This is a genomic window from Brasilonema octagenarum UFV-OR1 (assembly GCF_963888615.1).
In the GTDB taxonomy this organism is placed as follows: Bacteria; Cyanobacteriota; Cyanobacteriia; order Cyanobacteriales; family Nostocaceae; genus Brasilonema; species Brasilonema sennae.
The window spans coordinates 12,647-28,136 of record NZ_CAWPKW010000252.1; the positions used below are offsets into that span (position 1 = coordinate 12,647).

At 44.3% G+C, this 15,490-nt stretch carries 16 protein-coding genes; 4 read left to right on the forward strand and 12 right to left on the reverse strand.

Going from position 1 to position 15,490, the window contains the following annotated elements:
* Positions 1–370: 370 nt before the first annotated feature.
* From AC5590_RS20565 to trxA, 10 genes are all read right to left on the reverse strand, one after another.
* Positions 371–556, reverse strand: a complete 186-nt coding sequence (locus tag AC5590_RS20565; protein ID WP_246162583.1) for a lipocalin-like domain-containing protein — start codon at positions 554–556, stop codon at positions 371–373.
* A complete protein-coding gene (locus AC5590_RS20570; RefSeq protein WP_169265306.1) occupies positions 546–1,427 on the reverse strand; it encodes a dioxygenase family protein in 882 nt (293 codons plus the stop codon). The genes AC5590_RS20565 and AC5590_RS20570 overlap by 11 nt, the downstream gene beginning before the upstream one ends.
* Positions 1,428–1,655: 228 nt before the next feature.
* Positions 1,656–4,241 carry an AAA-like domain-containing protein gene (locus AC5590_RS20575; RefSeq protein ID WP_169265307.1) on the reverse strand — a complete coding sequence of 862 codons (2,586 nt, stop codon included), beginning with the start codon at positions 4,239–4,241 and terminating at the stop codon, positions 1,656–1,658.
* Between the two features lie 737 nt (positions 4,242–4,978).
* The gene (locus AC5590_RS20580) at positions 4,979–5,680 is read right to left on the reverse strand and encodes an NAD(P)H-dependent oxidoreductase (protein ID WP_169265308.1); all 702 of its coding nucleotides are present in this window, start codon (positions 5,678–5,680) and stop codon (positions 4,979–4,981) included.
* A gap of 118 nt (positions 5,681–5,798) precedes the next feature.
* Positions 5,799–6,506, reverse strand: a complete 708-nt coding sequence (locus tag AC5590_RS20585; RefSeq protein ID WP_169265309.1) for a glutathione S-transferase N-terminal domain-containing protein — start codon at positions 6,504–6,506, stop codon at positions 5,799–5,801.
* 74 nt (positions 6,507–6,580) lie between these two features.
* Entirely contained in the window at positions 6,581–7,330 is a 750-nt protein-coding gene (locus AC5590_RS20590; protein ID WP_169265310.1) for an SDR family oxidoreductase, read from the reverse strand.
* Positions 7,331–7,704: 374 nt separating this feature from the next.
* The gene (locus tag AC5590_RS20595; protein WP_169265311.1) at positions 7,705–8,376 is read right to left on the reverse strand and encodes a nitroreductase family protein; all 672 of its coding nucleotides are present in this window, start codon (positions 8,374–8,376) and stop codon (positions 7,705–7,707) included.
* Between the two features lie 82 nt (positions 8,377–8,458).
* Positions 8,459–9,574: an alkene reductase gene (locus AC5590_RS20600; protein ID WP_169265312.1), complete on the reverse strand. Its 1,116-nt coding sequence runs from the start codon at positions 9,572–9,574 to the stop codon at positions 8,459–8,461.
* Between the two features lie 160 nt (positions 9,575–9,734).
* Positions 9,735–10,529 (reverse strand): SDR family NAD(P)-dependent oxidoreductase, encoded by a 795-nt coding sequence (locus tag AC5590_RS20605; RefSeq protein ID WP_169265313.1) that lies wholly within the window; start codon positions 10,527–10,529, stop codon positions 9,735–9,737.
* A 132-nt stretch (positions 10,530–10,661) separates the two neighbouring features.
* Entirely contained in the window at positions 10,662–10,985 is a 324-nt protein-coding gene (trxA, locus tag AC5590_RS20610) for a thioredoxin (protein ID WP_169265314.1), read from the reverse strand.
* A 78-nt stretch (positions 10,986–11,063) separates the two neighbouring features.
* Between trxA and AC5590_RS20615 the strand changes: the two genes are divergently transcribed.
* From AC5590_RS20615 to AC5590_RS20630, 4 genes are all read left to right on the forward strand, one after another.
* Positions 11,064–11,423, forward strand: a complete 360-nt coding sequence (locus AC5590_RS20615; RefSeq protein WP_169265315.1) for an ArsR/SmtB family transcription factor — start codon at positions 11,064–11,066, stop codon at positions 11,421–11,423.
* Between the two features lie 9 nt (positions 11,424–11,432).
* Complete coding sequence (locus tag AC5590_RS20620) at positions 11,433–12,164, forward strand: AraC family transcriptional regulator (RefSeq protein ID WP_169265316.1); 732 nt, start codon at positions 11,433–11,435, stop codon at positions 12,162–12,164.
* An 81-nt stretch (positions 12,165–12,245) separates the two neighbouring features.
* Positions 12,246–13,016 carry a class I SAM-dependent methyltransferase gene (locus AC5590_RS20625; protein WP_211178462.1) on the forward strand — a complete coding sequence of 257 codons (771 nt, stop codon included), beginning with the start codon at positions 12,246–12,248 and terminating at the stop codon, positions 13,014–13,016.
* Positions 13,016–13,405, forward strand: coding sequence for a VOC family protein (locus AC5590_RS20630; RefSeq protein WP_169265317.1), 390 nt, complete (start codon positions 13,016–13,018; stop codon positions 13,403–13,405). Before AC5590_RS20625 ends, AC5590_RS20630 begins: the two co-directional genes overlap by 1 nt.
* A gap of 319 nt (positions 13,406–13,724) precedes the next feature.
* On the opposite strand, the gene AC5590_RS20635 is transcribed toward AC5590_RS20630, so the two are convergent.
* Both AC5590_RS20635 and AC5590_RS20640 read right to left on the reverse strand, forming a co-directional pair.
* Positions 13,725–14,423 (reverse strand): class I SAM-dependent methyltransferase, encoded by a 699-nt coding sequence (locus tag AC5590_RS20635; RefSeq protein WP_169265318.1) that lies wholly within the window; start codon positions 14,421–14,423, stop codon positions 13,725–13,727.
* 75 nt (positions 14,424–14,498) lie between these two features.
* Positions 14,499–15,404, reverse strand: coding sequence for a carbohydrate ABC transporter permease (locus AC5590_RS20640; RefSeq protein WP_169265319.1), 906 nt, complete (start codon positions 15,402–15,404; stop codon positions 14,499–14,501).
* Positions 15,405–15,490 lie beyond the last annotated feature (86 nt).

Here is a 15,490-nt window from a genome sequence, read left to right on the forward strand (position 1 = left end):
GCAAAGCGTGCCGTAGGCATACACGTAGTGTGTCCACAGGGCTTAGGGGCTGACGGTCTTCTCCACAGGAAAGCTTTCTGCGCTTGCCGTGAGCAGAAAATTAAGCGTATCTGGACTCTTGAAAGTTTGGTATCTCACATTTTGCACCAAGAAAAATTTATTGTATTGGATCACTAAGTATTAAACCAAAAATCCTTTATGAGCGCGAGAAAAGCCAAGAAAAATTATCTAGCTTACCCTTGCATCTTTATTAGCTTATACGGTTTTCTATGGATAGATACAAGATATGATGTATGCTTGTGACAATTGACAAGCGATGGCACGGAGGGCGGGCACTGCGTCCCATCGCTTTATATACGAGTCGATATCATCATAGCTCCACACGTTCCCACACCAGTTCAAAAACCTTCAGGACTCCATCAGTTTCGGTCGGTGGCGTTTTTAGTGTGACTCGATTCCCATTCAATGTGAACGTTCGGACTAAATCTTTGCCAACCCGATTGGGAATCGATGCTATCTCGACGTGATGAGTAACCGTCCAAGCTCTAAGCCGCATCTGTCTGTTCGTCGCTCGGTTGTAGCACAAAGTCAAACTCGGCTGTATAGAAAGGTTTGTTTTGATTGTATGCGTTGAGTTTGTCGGATGCTTCATGTTTTTGCAGCTTGAGGATGGCAGATCTGACTGCGAACGTTGTATCTGAATCGAGGTGCGGATCTCCATCAATATGAATTTGTGTAGTCAGGGGTATATAGCCTGTAGCACTCAACTTAAAATGGATATGGCTTGCTCGCAGGGTATGTCGTCCCAAAAGCTGCAGCAGCTCACCGCACGGTCCGCTTGATGGGATAGTGTACCCTATTGGCACAACCGTTTCAAATGCGTAGGAGCCGTCGGAATTGGTTCTGAAACGACCTCGGAAGTTACCCTTTGGCTGGGATGCATCTTGAAGGTCATAGAGTCCCTTTGAATTTGACTGCCAGACATCAACAAGCGCATTAACAATTGGTTTGTTGTTCCGGTCTAAGACGCGTCCTGATAGGAAGAGCGTATTGCCGTCGGGATCGATTCCGAGGCGATCGCCCATGTTGCGCTCTGGTGCATCCGCTACATAGACAGGACCTTCCACATTACTTTCCGTAGCTGTGCTACTGTTGTTATGCAACAGAACCACTAGCTCTGAGATTCCCAGCACGTCGAGCAACATATGAATTTCCCCATTCGGTATCTCTTTTGTGTAGCGATCTGCCCGAATGATAAAATCGCGCAAGAGCGATAACTCTTGTTCCGTCAGATTCACCTCCTGCACGAAGGCGTGCAGATGTCGAATCAGGCTGGCATAAATCTCATAAAGGCGTGGATGAGTCTTGCCTTGATCACCGTGCTCAATCACGGCTTGAGTGATATTTTCGAGAGTAATGTTTCTCATCTTTATCTGCTCCGTGAAACTTATCCATAGTTGACTACTTTAGTTAGAGTCTTGTTTTACAACTACTTTTAGCATTGGTCAACTCATTTTACAGACTAGTTTGGTGTTCACTTCCTACTGCTGTATTTTAATGATAAGTCTTTAACCGGACACGATATTAGGCATTGCTGGATACCAGTTCCCTACCTTCGGTGCAGCACAACCTCACCACGCGGCTGACTTGGGTTTTTAGCTTGGATTTATATCACACTTCAATTGAAAATACTCTTGATACAACCGACAACTAGGTGTAGCTAGATTGTCATCCAACTTAATCAACCCCATACTTTTTAACTTATGAGCAAGAACAGGTTCTAACTTTACAGGTTTAGTAGCACTCATCACTGTAGAAACAGCAAATGCTAATTCTGGTTGCACCTTCAAAGTTGCCCAATAAGGTTGGATATGACGGTAATAAATGCTTGTGGGTGTGGCAGCAGTTTGCAGCAGTTGCCCTAAAGCAACCTCTCCACGACTAAGGTGATAAAGTGTCAGGTGTACTAATGAAGGATGTCCGCCAACGATGTCCGTTACTAACCTTGCTTCATCATCTGTCCAATTGAGTCCAAAGCGCTGGGCTAACTCTTGCACCTGCTCTAAACTAAAATAGTTTAACTCAATCGGTAGTCCGACATTAAATGGAGACTGATTCAGCTGGAGGGGAACATAAACTTCAGTTGAGTGAGCCACAATCAAGCGCAGCTTTTGCCAAATAGGTTGCCTTTTGGCGTCTTCGTACCAGGAACGCAACAAGGGTAAAAATTCTTGTGCCACTTGTGGATGCTCAAAAATCTGATTCACTTCGTCCAACGCCAAAACCAGAGGAGAATCAATCTGCTCTAAGACATAATTTCGTAAATAAAGCGAGCAGCTGACTTTGCTGCCAATATCTTCATCCCAAAACTCGTCTAATCTTGGTTCAAGCTCAAGCTGACAAGAGATGTTGGCACATAACCAACGCAAAAAGCGGTTCAAATCGCTCAAGATAGTTTGATCAACTTGCTCCTGCAAATTCAGGCTCACTGTATGGTAGCCGATCTGCTTGGCATACTCAACAATCCTGATCAGCAGCGAGGTTTTACCCATTTCTTGAGGAGCTTTCATGCGAATTAAGGCTCCTGGGTTGATAATTTCTTTATAAACCTGTGTGGTAATCTCTGGTTGTTCAATGTAATAGGGAGAACCAAGCGGGACTAAACCACTAGGAAAACGAGGTGACATTTCCTGCTGGAAATTGGGAGAATTTCTTACAGAGGGACGTTGTTCCAAGGTTGTTTTTGGAGAAGCTTGTGTAGTCACATACGACTCTAGTAGCGTCCGACAGTTTTTTTTAGTCACACGGTTGCCGATCAGTTCAGACAATTTTTGACATAATTTTCGAGCGACATTCTTAGTAAAGTAATTAGGACTATAGCCTCCCTGTTGAGCAATTTGGTTGTAAGTTTGACTTTGCCAAATACCTCGTAAAACAAAAATTTCTGTATGATTAAGGGGGCGATTTTGATATTCCAGGAACTTGCCATTGAGCATCTCAATGAGTGAATCGAGAGCCGTTGTTTTGGAAAAAACTGAGGTGACTACTGGCAATCGGATGTTTGTTTGCACACCTCTAGCATTTGGGGTGGAAGCCAGCATTGAGAAATCTGTCTTCTGTTTGCGTTTAGTCCATACATTTTGCTGTGACAAAATCATAGATGGTTCAGCAGGATTCTGGAAAATCATTGGTAGCCAAGTGGCACAGGGATATTCCACCTCTAATCCTTGCAGTCTTTCGCGTGCAGAACGCACTGCATTGTATAAAGACTTTCCAGTTGAAAATTCTGCCAGAAAATACTTTAAAAATTCTTGAGCGACGACATCCGGTACAGGCTCACGCATGACAATCACTTGTGGAATTTGCAAATCTTGGAGTTCCTGCGCCAACCCTAAACCATCACAAGAGTTGAAAATCGCTAGCTTCAACCCACGACTAATAGCTTGTCTTAGACCATATCTTAACTGCTCAAGGGTAATTGTATCTGTTTTATTTATTTGCAAAAATCCTTTTTCTTGACTAAAACTATGACCCGCAAAAAAGAGAATATCCCAATTTTGTTGCCATAGCTGATCGTTTAAATGACCGAGATTTGGCTCTATTAAAAATCTAACTTCTGCTTGAGTTGATAGTTTATCTAAAAGAGTTTTATCCTGACTAATATCAATTCCCTGACTATTCCCAAAAATTGCCAAAATTCTCACTTTACCTGTGCGATTATTTACCAGCAATTTATTAGTGTTTTGATACTCTGGCGCACTCAACGCCACTTCTGCATATGGGTAATCGTCAAAAAATTTCCACAGATGCCAAGGAAGTCGTCGCAGTAAATGGTCGTTGGTTTCAATAATGAAGCGAATTTCTTCAGAGGGTTTTAATTGTGTACGTAACTGCTGGTCTATTTTGCGAAACTTTGTTGAGTTAAGCCATGTATTGATTTTTTTTGACAACAGCTTACACAAGCCATGAATATCAGCTTCAGAAATATTAGTGATACAATCTTCTGCAATTTCAAAATTATCATCTACTTCGTTATCCAGACGCCAACTCAAGCGTTGATAAAAAGCATAATAAACTGACTGCCAAGTTTGGTATAGTTCATAAATTTTTGGTGCGGCTGGTAAGCTGGCAGTGAATTTCATCTGGTAGGGGTTGTCTGCTTCTCCAAGCTGAGCCGTCACCGTAGCACAGCCTTCGTGTAGGTTCCCTTGACCTAGGCTTAAAACAACTAACCTACTCATAGGAGTTTGATCAAATAAAGGTCAACTGTAGACGTGACGAATCATTGGCAAGGATGGAGATAATCCGGCGTACAAGTATCTTAACTTTTAGGACGGTTTCCTTTAGCATAGAACAAAAATCTGTATAATGAAGTAAACATTTTTACATTTTTTGTACTTTACTTTTTATCCTTTTTTGCTCACAATAACAAATCTAATCGATTTTTACTAATCAGTTACGCACCTTGGTTATTTTAATAAAATTTTGATAGAAATGTAACATTGTTTTGAAAGCTTATTATAACAATTCATAATTTCTTATTATTGTAGAAAATAGAAACGTTAAGTCTATTGAAAATATTCTTTTGTAGTATACTGAATTTCGACAAGATCGATCAAGATTTTCAGGCGAAACCCCCGCAATTCATAGCTGGAGAATGACTAAATACCCCCCATGAGCATTTGCACACCAGCAAGAATGAAAATGTTTCTCTTTAATCTGTCTTATTTTTCTCTTATTGGTAAAACAAAATCAAATGGTCTAGCTGTTGTTTCGCTTCCAGAGTGATTAGGCATAAGCTCTTACCCACTGCACTTTTTTGTATCAAGTATTACCCAAAAACACGGCTGCTCCCAGAGGGAGCATCGCAACCAGAGGCACGCGCTTGCACATGGACAATCGTCCTTGATAATTTACCAGAAATTTAACGCCTCTGTTCAAGGGGAAAATATGCAAGTTATCGCGCAACAGCTTATCATCACTGCTTCAGTTGGAAATTTTCATCAAAATCTTTCAGTGAGGGATACACAATAGGAGGCGTTGCATTAATCGTTAACAACCGCTGCTTATACTCTTCCAAATAAGCTTGGCGACGCTCATCCCCGATGCGACTTGCGCCCCAAACAATGAAAGGTGGCAAAACATCGAAACCTACAAAGCGAAAAATTCCGTGATTAATTGGATAGAGGATCGTACGAATCTCACCATTGATCCCTATTTCGGTGTACATGGTTAATCCACCACCTGTGGTGAGAGACAGCATGGCTTTTTTTCCTTGAAAAACTCCATTGTCATAAAACCTCCCGCCACCATAAATTTTTCCCATTGCAAAAACTCTATCAACCCAACCCTTGAGGATCGCAGGAAGTCCAAACCACCAAAGTGGAAACTGAAAAATCAGCACATCGCACCAGTCAAGTTTCTCCATCTCCGCCTTGATATCTGGGGCAAAGCCATCAACTTCAGTGGCATACATTTCTTCAGTTTGCTGATTGTAGTACTTTAATTCTTTATGAGAAGTAAAGTTGCGGCGGTCAGAAACTGGGTTGAACTGCATGGCATAAAGGTCAGAAATGATCACCTCATGTCCTATGGTCTGCAGTACTTCCTTAGCATAGCGAGTCAGTGCACTATTGAAACTGTTGGGTTCTGGGTGAGCGTGAACAATAAAGAATTTCATCTTGACATCCCCTAAACACTTATCCGAGTCTAATATGCTGCTTATAATACAGATACTAAACATGGATAAACGGATAAGGGGAGTCAGTGCTGTGCGTCCTGATACTCCCCTAAAATTTTTAAGTTGTGGGCTTCTGAATTGTTTTTGCCGACTGGCTAAATAACAAATCTCTTGACTTTTCTACATCAAGCGCCTGATTTTTGAAGGCTTCTGCCTTTTCGTAAGCACGAATTGTTGCTGGACGCGCCTGAATTGTTTCAAACCAGCGCTTGAGGTGAGGAAAGTTCTCTAAGTTTTGACCTTGGCGCTCATATGGCACAATCCACGGATAGCTAGCAATATCGGCGATGGAATAATCAAAAGCAATAAACTCTCTATCAGACAGCCGCTTATCTAGGACAGCATACAAGCGTCCCGTCTCATTGACATAGCGGTTAATAGCATAGTCAATTTTTTCGGGTGCGTATTGGCTGAAGTGGTGGTTCTGTCCCGCCATCGGTCCCAAACCCCCCATTTGCCAAAAAAGCCATTGCAGGACTTCAACGCGTTCGCGCAAATCTCCTGGAATCAACTTCCCTGTTTTTTCTGCCAAATACAGCAAGATAGCACCAGACTCAAAAACTGAAATCGGTTCACCACCTCCTGCTGGTTCATGATCCACAATTGCGGGGATACGATTGTTAGGAGAAATTTTGAGAAACTCAGGCTTAAATTGATCCCCCGCGCCAATGTTGACAGGAACAATTGTGTAAGGTATTCCCACTTCTTCAAGGAAGATTGTGATTTTATGTCCGTTTGGTGTTGTCCAGTAATAAAGCGAAATCATTAGTTATATTTCCTGATGTTTAAATGAACTGTTTGTCACGAGTAGCTTATCTGATATATCGCTTTTAAGGCGCTTCAAATCTGTGCCATACCGCCATCGACAAACAACTCGATGCCGTTCACAAAGCTGCTGTCGTCTGAAGCTAGAAAGACAACGGCTTTGGCAATCTCATCAGGCGTGCCTACTCTTCCCAACGGGATGGCGCTGGCTTGACTGTCCACGAATTCTTGCAACTGCTGGTCATTCAGTCCCAAATGATCGTAAGCAGGAGTCGGAACCACACCAGGGCTAATGGCATTCACTCGGATCTTGCGTTCTCTGAGGTCGAGTATCCAATTCCGAGCAAATGATCTCACGGCGGCTTTGGTGGCGCTGTAAACACTGAAAGCTGGCGTACCTTTTATAGAAGTCTGAGAAGCATTCAGGATAATAGAAGCGCCCTCTGGCAACAGTGGCAGTGCCTTCTGCACAGTGAACAGCAGACCTTTGACGTTAGTGTTGAACGTTTTGTCAAAGTGTTCTTCGGTGATTTCGCCGAGTGGGACGAGTTCTCCACCGCCAGCATTGGCGAAGATCACATCAAGGTGTCCTTGCTCTTGCTTGATCGTGGCGAACAGGCGATCGAGGTCTGCAAGATTCGAGGCATCACTCTGAATACCCGTGACGTTTTTACCGATCACTTTCACGGCAGCATCAAGTTCAGTTTGGCGACGACCCGTGATGAAGACATAGGCACCTTCGGCGACAAAGCGCTTGGCAGTGGCAAGACCGATGCCACTGGTACCGCCGGTGACAAGAGCGACTTTTCCTTCTAGTTTTTTCATGATGATGAGTCCTGTGATTGCTGATTGGGGTTAGCTTATATCTTGCACCTAACCGTATAAGCCTGGGCTGAGTCAAAAGCAGCGCAAGAAAGTTACATAACTTTTATTGGCTTTTACCGGTAAAATATGGGCTTCAGGTTTAGTGTTGAGTGTTAAAATACACTAGTTTTTCTAAGTGCAAAATGTGAGTTAGCAGTTAAAGGACATGGTTGAAATTGTTTGACTTGGTAGATGATTTTGGTGCGATTGACTTTGCTGCAAAGTCAATCGCTCATGAGTCAATCAAATGAGTAGTACTCTGGTGACTTGCTGTCTACCCATTGTTTGCTCGTGATGTCTTTTACTTTGGCGAGAATACGTGGACAGTTCTCATCTCAACTCTCATAAGGGTTTCCCAGTCTATCCACAAAAACGTTATGGGCAAATGGCAGACGTCCGGGATCGCGACGTGGTTCTGCTGCATATCCAACTGGTACAAGAACTGCGATCGCAATATCTGGATTATCCGCAGCACCAATCACTTCCTTGACTTTCTCTTCAATCCAACCATTCATAAAGCAGGTGGACAAGCCCAGACTTTCTGCTGCTAGCACCAAATGAGTTGCAGCGATTATGGCATCTTTGATGGCATACTCCCGACGCTTGTCTCCAACTCCTGCTTGATACTGCGGGATATTGGTTTTAAAGTAGTTTACCGTCTTCTCATTCCATGCACCCGTTTCGAGTCCCTGATTCAAAATCGGTGTTAAGTCTTGTTCTCCAGCAGTCGCATCAGCAGCAAAGACAAATGTCACAGGCGCTTCAACGACTTGTTTTTGATTCCAAGATGCTGCAGAAAGAGCCGCTTTTTGTGCCTCATCTTGCACAAGAACTATCCGCCAATCTTGAATGTTATAGCTACTGGGCGCTGCTACGGTGAGTTCAACGAGTTGCCTAAGTAGTTCCGGGGATATGGGATCTGATTTGAAAGTCTTGATAGAACGACGCTGAATAATGGCGCTGGGTACATCTAGAGGTTTAGTTTGAAGGTTGAGTTCTTGAACCATGAGATTTATCCGTCAATTTTCACAAAGATTATAAGCTTGGATCACAGCTGTTCATCATTCGTACATCTATAAGAACAACGAATTATTTGGCTCCTACTAAAGAGGGATATTGCTCTTCTACTGTCGGATAATCGGTGTAACCCTTTTCTCCACCACCATAAAAAGTCGTCGAATCTCCCTCAGTCAGCGGTGCATTGAGAGCAAAACGCCGGGGTAAATCGGGGTTTGATATATATAGTGTGCCAAAAGCAACGAGCTCTGCTTCTTCTTTCGCTAGGACTGCATCGCCTTTTTCGCGAGTGTATGCCCCATTAACGATAAGTGTACCGTGATAGCGATCGCGTAGATGACTGGTTGGCACCACTATTGCTCCATGTTGGATATCGCGATCTATCGCCTCAAAAATATGCAGATATGCTAAATCAAACTGGTTCAAGGCTTGGGCAGCATAACCAAATGTTTCCAGTGGATTGGAGTCTTGCATATCGTTAAACGTCCCACTGGGAGAAAGGCGTACCCCAACCCGTTTTGCACCCCACACTCCAACAACTGCTTCGGTTACCTCCAACAGCAGTCGGGCACGATTTTCTACAGAACCGCCATATTTATCTGTACGTTTATTCGTACCATCCCGGAGGAACTGGTCAAGTAAATAACCATTAGCACTGTGAACTTCTACACCATCAAAACCAGCTGCCAGAGCATTTTCTGCCCCTTTACGATATTGTTCGACAATTTCAGGAATCTCCGACGTTTCCAAAGCACGAGGAGTTACATATGGTTTCATACCTTCAAAAGTCAGTACCTCACCTTTAGGTGCGATCGCAGAAGGTGCTAACGGTAACTCACCATTCGGTTGAAAATCAGGATGTGAAATGCGTCCTACATGCCATAGTTGCAGGTAAATTCTTCCTCCGTGCTGATGCACTGCATCCGTGACTAACTTCCAACCCTCTACTTGTTCTTGCGAGTGAATTCCTGGTGTATAAGGATACCCTTGCCCTTGTGGAGAAACCTGAGTGGCTTCAGCGATAATCAGCCCTGCAGAAGCGCGTTGAGTATAGTAGGTGGCGTTGAGTTGGTGCGGTACATTACCCTCTCCTGCACGATTACGAGTTAAGGGAGCCATCACTATGCGGTTGGGCAGTTCTAGATCACCTAGTTTGTATGGCGAGAGTAAGTTTATGTTAGCGTTCATAAATTGAATCTCCAAATTTTGTGCTTAGCCAAAAATCAAAACTCCTAGTTAATTCAGTCATCACTCAGACGGATGAAATTGATAACAGGTAACTGGTAACACTCAACAGTGAACAGTAAACAGTGAACTGTGATAACTGGTAACTGATAACTGATAACTGTTAAACAACTGACTGCACAACCCCGCCATCCACCCGCACAGCTGCACCGTTAGTGGCTGAGGCTATTGGACTGGATAGATAAACAACCATTGCTGCAACCTCATCAATTGTTGCAAAGCGTTTGATCAGCGAAGTTGGGCGAACATTTTTGAAAAAGTCAGCTTCGACTTCCTCAGAACTAATACCACGGTCTTTTGCCATTTTTGCGACAAAATCCTCAACGCCTTCTGAGCGAGTTGGTCCTGCTAGAACAGAGTTGACTGTGACTTTAGTCCCAATTGTCGATTGTGCTAAACCTCTTGCAATGGCAAGTTGAGCCGTTTTTGTCATACCATAGTGAATCATCTCAACAGGAATTTGTATCGCAGATTCACTGGATATAAAAATAATACGTCCCCAGTCTTGTTCCAACATCTTTGGTAGGTAGTGGCGACTCAAACGGACTCCACTAAGAACGTTAGCTTCAAAGATGTTGAACCAGTCTTCATCGGTGATATCTGAAAATGGCTTTGGCTCGTAAACACCAAGATTGTTGATTAGGATATCAATGTGAGGAACTTGTTGAAAGACTTCCGAGGCTCCTTCTTTTTTTGCAAGATCACCAACCACACCGGAAACTTTTGCTTGTGGGTTGCTGTGTTGAATTTTGGCGATTGCCTCCTCAACTCGTCCAGAAGATCGTCCAGTAATAATAACTGATACCCCTTCTTGTGCGAGTCCTTGTGCAATTGCAAAACCAATACCTGCTGTTGAACCACTTACCAGCGCGGATTTACCATGCAACTTCAAGTCCATTGCTTGAACTCCAACAAATGATCGGATTTACGCATTATGCAAGTCTTGTTAAAACTGATTATCAAAGAGCCAAGACTGACTGTCCTACACCAGTTCAAATCGTCATTCGTGAGTTATTGATGACGAATTGAACTACAGATACTGTGCTAAAGTCTTACTCAACGTTGTCTTTGGCACTGCACCAACTACAGTATCGACTTGCCGTCCACCTTTGAACACTATGAGCGTAGGAATGCTGCGAATTCCGTAATTGCTGGCAATAGTAGGATTTTCATCTGTATTCAGCTTCACTACTTTTACCTGTCCTGTATATTCAGCAGCAATGTCATCTACCACCGGACCAACCATACGACAAGGTCCACACCACGGTGCCCAAAAGTCCACTAACACTGGAACTTCACTGTCAAGAACTTCTTGCTTGAACGTGGCATCTGTCACATTTGCAATGGATGACATAATTTTTTCTCCATTAATTCGTTAATTCGATAATATCGAATAATTAAAATATAGTCAACTTGATGAGATAATACAAGTATGAGATTCTTGTATCACCCAGACCGAAAACATATTTCCTTACCAGCAGTGCTTTACGCTTTGGGCGATCCGGTGCGGCTGGAGATTGTGCGGCGGCTGGCAGTTAAGGAAGAGCAATGCTGTGCTGACTTTGATTTTGCCATTGCCAAATCCACCATGTCCAATCACTTCAAGATTTTGCGAGAGTCAGGCGTCGTTTTGACTCGCAAAGAAGGAACACAGCACATTAATATGTTGCGCAAAGAGGATTTGGAAGCACTTTTTCCAGGGTTGCTGGACGCTGTGTTGCGCTCAGCTAAGCCTTTGTCTGCTAATATTCGCCAAGAAAACGTAATTGGAAGTAGCACAGAACTAATCTAAAATTCTGCTATGTCTTCAAATTATCGAGAATTTCAACCTTCAGCGCGTCTGGCTTCAACGATCGAATGCTTTTGGATGCTCGAAGCTGCGGAAGATAACTATCAGTCGGTATTGCCGGATGGATGTACAGACCTATTGTTACGATTTACACAGCAAGAACAGCATTTTGATATCGTCGGGGCGATGACACAGCCGCAGCGTGTCGAAGTGCTTGCAGGCGCTGCTTTTGTCGGCATACGCTTCAAGCCCGGTATGGCGTATTCGATATTGCCTGTGCACGGTGCGACGCTCACCGATAAAACTGTACCATTGCGATCGCTTTGGCAAGGTGACGCCAACAGCCTTACAAAACAATTAATCCATGCGGAGAACGGCGAAGAACAGGTACATGCATTGGAAAAAGCTTTAGAAATGATTCATCCGCCATCGGCAGCACAAAGGGCGATTGATACGCTTGTAGAGCACGATGGCCAGATGTCCCTGGATGAGCTATGCGATATTGCTGAAATGGGCGAGCGTCAGTTTCGCCGTCTTTGCCTTGAGCGCACGGGGCTTGCGCCGAAACTGCTCGCCCGTATCCTTCGCTTTCGCCGCGTCACACGCTTGCTCGACGATAACAATGCGATGAGCATGGCAGTTTTGGCTGCCGAATGCGGTTACTTTGATCAAGGGCATATGATTCATGATTTTCAAGTGTTTGCAGCAACCAGCCCGACACGTTATCTTGCGCGATCCTCCTAAGTCCGTTTTTTACAATACGTTCAAATATCACTCGTTTAATGTAATTAAACGATAGACGCAATCAATTCAAAATAATTGACAATGAACGATAGTTGTAACCAGACATTACAAAATCATGTTTCTGCCCAGCCGCGTTATGGCATCGATGCGCCTGGGTTCATCCAAGGCTTTTTTCTAGTTGGTATATCAGCGTTTCTCGCCGGATTTTTTATCCCCAGTTTTAATCTCTTTGGCATCCATGTCGCTTTTCTTGGTTCATTGCTTTGCTTTACCGCGCTAATACCGCTTGCCCTAGGTACCTCAATGGCTATCTATGGTCTGCGCGGAAAGTTTAATATCCGTGACCTGATGCTCAACATGATCGCCTGGCGTGGCGATGAGCAGGTGCTCGATGTCGGTACCGGACGCGGTCTGCTCGCCATCGGTGCGGCGAAGTGCTTGAGCAGCGGAAAAGCGATCGGCATCGATATTTGGAGAGCGCAGGATTTATCTGGCAACACGATGGAAAATACGCTGCGTAATGTCGCGCTGGAGGGTATGCAGGGTAAGGTAGAACTCAAGAAAGAGGACATTCGCTCTACCAGCTTTGCTGATCAATCGTTTGATGTGATTCTGTCGCTGCTTTGCTTGCATAATATCGAAGATGAGAAGGAACGTGATGTTGCTTGCCATGAAATCGCGCGCATCCTGAAACCGGGCGGTACAGTATTAATCGCCGATTACATTCCAACCGGCGGCTATGCTAAAGCCCTTGCTGCCGCAGGGCTTGCCGTGAAAAGCTCCAAATCCCATTTGCGTGCAGCGTATGCGCTCATGTGGATTGTCACCGCAACTAAAGAAGGAAATCTATAATGAAGCTCGGCTATATTATTTTATACGTAGAAAACGTGTTGCAAACTGTGGAATTTTACGAGCACGCCTTCGGCTTGCAGCGCCGCATGGTGACGGAAGAGAATCAATACGCTGAACTAGAAACCGGCGCGACGAGACTCACGTTTGCCGCCAATGACTTTGTGAAAAACCTGACCACAGTTCCAATTGACGCCACAGCACCACACAAACCCGCGCCGCCTATCGAAATCGCGCTGGTGACAGAAGACGTCGAGCCTGCGTTTCAAAAAGCTATTAGCGCCGGTGCGGTGGAAGTCAAAAAGCCGGAACGCAAGCCTTGGGGACAGCTTGTCGGGTATCTACGCGACAATAACGGCTTTCTGGTCGAAATTTGCTCGCCCCTCCCATGAGGAGCCGGAAAATTTAAACCAGGATTATCTGCATCCATTTGTTCCGCAGTTGCTACAACCGAGGAGACTTGCCCAGGACTTACGCAACTGGCACAGGCGTTAAGCGTTTGCGTAGCGCCCCCTTAGGGGCTAGCTCTTCGTCCGAGAGTGCCGCCCCTCTTAGGGGCTAGGAATCGCTCTCTTATAGTACACGTGTATTATTATGACTGACGCAACTGGTACAGGGCGATCGCTCTCTCAAAGATTTAGCGCGATATACTGGTCAAACAATCTATCAAATTAAGCATTGTTAGGCTGCTGTTGAAAACTTTTAATCTTGTCATAGTCGCCTTGCATACCAAGCATGAATAAAAAGAGTTTGCAAAAATAATACAGGAACATCAAAGCCGCTGGATGCGATGATCGACGCGACTTCGTGAGGTGGTAGCACAGCAGCATCCCGACCATGAGAGTCAAGGAATTTTTCGATGTCTTGCTCCGGGTATTCGGCATACTTCAACATCCGAGTCCAAACCTCACGAAGGCTTTGATATGAGGAAGTGGACATATCGCAAGCCGAGTCCGCGCTAACCAAGTATCCCTGAGAGCGAAGTCGTGAAGCAATTTGACTGAAAAAGTTGCGCCGCTCTTCTTGCTGCATAAAGAAGTGCGAAACCAGCAGGCAAGTCACCGCATAGAACGGCTCCGAGGCGGGCAAAGAATCGAGATAACCTTGGTGCCATGTACAACGTGATGCAACTCCACACGCTTCGGCTTGCTGACGACAAATGTTAAGCATTGCAGGCGCAGGCTCAACCGCTGTGAATTGCCACTGTGGAAATTCACGGGCGAGATAAATCAATTCCAAGCCAGTTCCTACACCTACACAAAGAATCCGCGCATCAAAAGGAAGCTCACAAAGGATTAGGCGGGTCAGTAAATGAAGTGTGTCGCGCAATGGAGCAACCTTAGCCACTCTTTCGTCGTAGGTAGAGGCGCGTTCTTCGTTAAAGACAACAGTTTGCTTTTGATTTGGCATTATGTAGAGTAAATAATTATACCAATTTAAAAAATGTTTGCGACAGATAAGGCATTAAGGTCGCGTAAGTCCTGATCATGCTGTTATATTATCACCGCCCTGTCGATCAATCGCTAATCGTACAACGGATAGCCCCAAAATGATGAGGAACAGCACTAACCCAATTGTGCAAGCATAGCTAATTTCCAAATTACTAAATGCTTGTTCATATAAATAGTAAACTATTGTTTTAGAGCTATTGCGTGGTCCACCTTGCGTCATGATGTAGATTTCTTCAAACACTTTGGTGCCAGAAATGGCCGAAATCACAGTAACTAGAGCTATGTATGGTTTCATCAAAGGTACAGTAATATCCCAATGCTTACGGATACCGTCTGAGCCGTCAATTGCTGCAGCTTCGTAGATGTCACTGGGGATGGATTGCAACCCAGCTAAATAAATGACCATGTAGTAACCCAACCCTTTCCATACCGTTACAGCCATGACGCTAAATAAAGCGAAGCGGGGACTCGTCAGCCAGGGGATTCCTTCTGGGAAAATACCCTTTAGTAATTGATTGAGTAAGCCATTTTCTGCATACAGCCACTTCCAAGCAATCCCCGCAACAACCATTGAAATCACGACTGGTGTATAGTATGCGGCTCTAAACCAGTTCATTCCGCGCAGTTTCTGATTGACTAAAATTGCCAGTGCTAAGGGGGCGATGACTAAGATAGGTACAACACCCACAAGGTAGATTAAGGTGTTAAATAAAGTTTGCCAAAAAACTGGATCTTTGCGCAAGCGCTGAAAGTTAGCAAAACCTACCCATTGGGGCATCTGAGTTAAATCATATTCGTAGCGGGTAAAGCTGAGGTAAAACGCTTGTAGTGCAGGCCAAAAGACGGTTAATCCCAAGATAAACAGGGCAGGGAGCAAAAATAAGTAAGGAGTCAGTCGCCGTGTAATGAGAATCCAATCTTTGGCTGTCAATCTATTCATAGGAAGATTTTTATCGTGCTATTGAGAGATGAATATCGAGTTTGGATTAGTGCAAAATGAAAAAGTAAATTAATGTTATGAGATCT